This is a genomic window from Mycobacterium sp. (assembly GCF_035603715.1).
Lineage (GTDB): Bacteria > Actinomycetota > Actinomycetes > Mycobacteriales > Mycobacteriaceae > Mycobacterium.
In genome coordinates, this window is sequence record NZ_DATNJW010000690.1 from 1 (window position 1) to 2,755 (window position 2,755).

General features: G+C 62.0%; 2 protein-coding genes and 1 pseudogene. 2 read left to right on the plus strand and 1 reads right to left on the minus strand.

The window, feature by feature from the left end; genetic code table 11:
• A pseudogene (locus tag VN856_RS27785) lies at positions 1 to 351 on the plus strand (dihydrodipicolinate reductase); the annotation flags it as partial.
• A gap of 38 nt (positions 352 to 389) precedes the next feature.
• Here VN856_RS27785 and VN856_RS28960 read toward each other — a convergent pair.
• On the minus strand, positions 390 to 1,223 hold the full coding sequence (locus tag VN856_RS28960; RefSeq protein ID WP_414687073.1) for a thioesterase family protein: 834 nt from the start codon (positions 1,221 to 1,223) through the stop codon (positions 390 to 392).
• Positions 1,224 to 1,389: 166 nt separating this feature from the next.
• Between VN856_RS28960 and VN856_RS27800 the strand changes: the two genes are divergently transcribed.
• Positions 1,390 to 2,448, plus strand: a complete 1,059-nt coding sequence (locus VN856_RS27800) for a dihydrodipicolinate reductase (protein WP_325695291.1) — start codon at positions 1,390 to 1,392, stop codon at positions 2,446 to 2,448.
• Positions 2,449 to 2,755 lie beyond the last annotated feature (307 nt).

Sequence of the window (2,755 nt, forward strand, 5' to 3'; positions counted from 1 at the left end):
AAGGGCTCGCTGGGCGGTAACTACATCAAGTACCAGGGCATGGTCAACGGTGTGCCCAAGGTAGAGACGCACCTGGAATGGCAGATGACCCCGCACACCGACCCGAGTTGGAACATCAAGGGCTGCTACATCACTCAGATCAAGGGTGATCCGTGCGTCTACAACAAACACATGATCTTTCCCAAGCCTGGTGTCGACCTGTCCAACCCCGACAACTTCGCCTCCATCGGTATGACAGTCACGGGCCTGCCCGCTCTCAACGCCATCAAGTCCGTCGTCGCCGCTCCACCGGGACTGCTGACGAGCGCCGACCTGCCCCTGCGTGGCTTTGCCGGTCGTTTCAAGGCCTAGCCATGGCGTAAGGCGTCAGAGTCGCAACGCAACCCGTCCTAAGCCGACGGCGGACGAAATCCTGCTTGCGCCAACGAGACGGCGACACTGGTGCCGATTTTGCCATGTTGGTCAAAGATCGTGGCCGACCCGGTTGCGATTCCATCGTGACCGCAATGACCCTGCGATGCCAGCCCAATCATTGGCCCGTCCGGTAGACGGCTGAGTGTCACGGTGTAGTCGGCATTGATGAATTTCAAGCCATCTGAACTCCAATTGACCAGTGAAGCTGTCACATCGGCGGCCATCGCCGCACGGGTGAACGGAGTTAACGGCTCGTCCTGAATTAGCGGCTGGGTCAGCCGCAACCAGGTGAACTTCTTGCCGCCCTCACCAGACCAGTTTGGATCCGGATTCTGGATCGCCATTCCCCAGCCATAGGTACGAACGAATAACGCGTTGTCAGACGACTGCACATCCGTCGGAAACGGCGGCATCTCAATGTCTGGCGACCACACCGTCCCTGCCGGATGTTCGCCCCGTCGCAGGAATAGGCCGGTCGCCTGGGCGACAACCTCGCCTCCTTGGAGCATCACGACCTCGACGAGGCGCAGGCGCCCGCCGTTCCGAAGTACACGAGTCTCTAGGTCGACGGGCTCGAAAGCGGTTGGCCTGGGGAGGTCAACCGTCAGCCGCGCGGGCAGGAAGGCCGCGTCGTCAACGACTCGTTCGGCAGCCCAACCCAATAGGCCACCTACGACATGGCCGCTGACGGACTCCCCCCACCCTCCTCTGGCGATCGATTGAGGGTAGAAGGTCTCAGCGCGACGGGAGAAGTACCCGGTGATGCTTTCGGAGTGGGGTGTAACAGGCGGGAGCGTGGATTCAGCCAACGATGGATCTCCTCCGGGTGGGGTCCTGTATTGCACCGGTCTACTATTCAACCCCTTGACGCAGCAGACCATAAATTTCTGACTTGGCAAGCTTTGATGGATCTCGTGCTACGACTAATTCCAATCAGCCTCGAAACGGCTAGCCGACGGTAGGAGGGAACTCTTCATGACTGGGTACCGCGTGGTGCAGTGGGCGACGGGCAACATTGGTCAGCGCGCGCTCCGGGCGGTCCTCGACCGTGAAGCATTTGAACTGGTTGGCGTACATGCATTTTCGGCAGAAAAGGTTGGCCGCGACGCAGGTGAACTGGCCGGGGTCGCGCCGGTAGGAGTTCTGGCGACCGATGACGTCGACGCCCTGATCGGTACAGCACCCGATTGCGTGATCTACACCCCGCACTTCATCGACTACGCACTGGTGGACCGGTTGCTGCGGGCCGGCATCAACGTGGTGACGACGGGCGACTTCCTCACCGGCACGCACCATCCAAAGGAGGTGGCCGCGCTCGAGAGCGCCGCCGTAGCGGGCGGCGCGACGTTCCTCGGCACTGGTTTCGAACCCGGGTTCATCAACGTCGCGGCGGGCTTTCTTACCGGTGCATGCCGGCGCGTGCACAGCGTGAAACTGGTCGAGACGCTCGATTGCACCGAATATCCAGTGCGGGACGCCTGGACGGTGCTTGGGTTCGCCAAGCCGCCCAAGGATCGGCTCACCGAGGTTGACCCAGCCACCGCCCGATACGGTCTCGGATACTTCGAGACGCTTGACCTGGTCGCCGACATGCTCGGCATCGAGTTGGAATCGAAGCGCGGCCTGGTCGAAAACGCCCTGGCCACTCGGGATCTGGACCTGGGGTGGATCACCTTCGCCAAGGGTACGGTTGCCGGGCAGCGGCGCAGTTACCGTGGCTACCGTAATGGACGGGTCGTCGTCGAACTGGCGATCTGCTGGACCATGAGCGACGACGCCCTGGACCCTCAGTGGGCCGATCCTCAGGGCTTCAAGGTGGAAATCGAGGGCGAACCGCGGGTGGATGCCGTGATCCGGTTTGGCCCACCACACAATTCAGAGCTTTCCGAAGACCAGCACGTGATGAAGCTACTGATGGTCAGCACGGCCATGGCCGCGGTCAACGCCGTGCCGTACCTGTGTGAGGCTCCCCCGGGCGTGATCACGCCGATCGACCTACCCGTCACCGGAACCCACGGCGCACTCGTTGACTGACGGTGCACGCCCTAATCATTCCGCACGGCGTTCATCGTCGGTGCTGGCGCGAGTGACCGAATCCAGAAAGCTGCGTAGCACATCGACAGTGCCCTGCGGATCTTCGAAAGGCCAGAAATGCCCGGTGTCGAACATGTGCACCTCACTGCCGGCTGACGAAGCACATGAGATATGCCGGCGGCCTGTCCCCGATTTGGACCGGTACGCGCAGCCGACGCCGGCAGCGTAGCGATGACAAGACCCCTCCGGCGAGCGATTAGCGATCGAGGAGGCGGGCGAGCTCGCGTCTCAGATCCGGCCAGGGATC

Coding starts and splice junctions, on each gene's coding strand:
- VN856_RS27800 (WP_325695291.1), top strand. CDS start 1,390: ATGACTGGGTACCGCGTGGTGCAGTGGGCGACGGGCAACATTGGTCAG.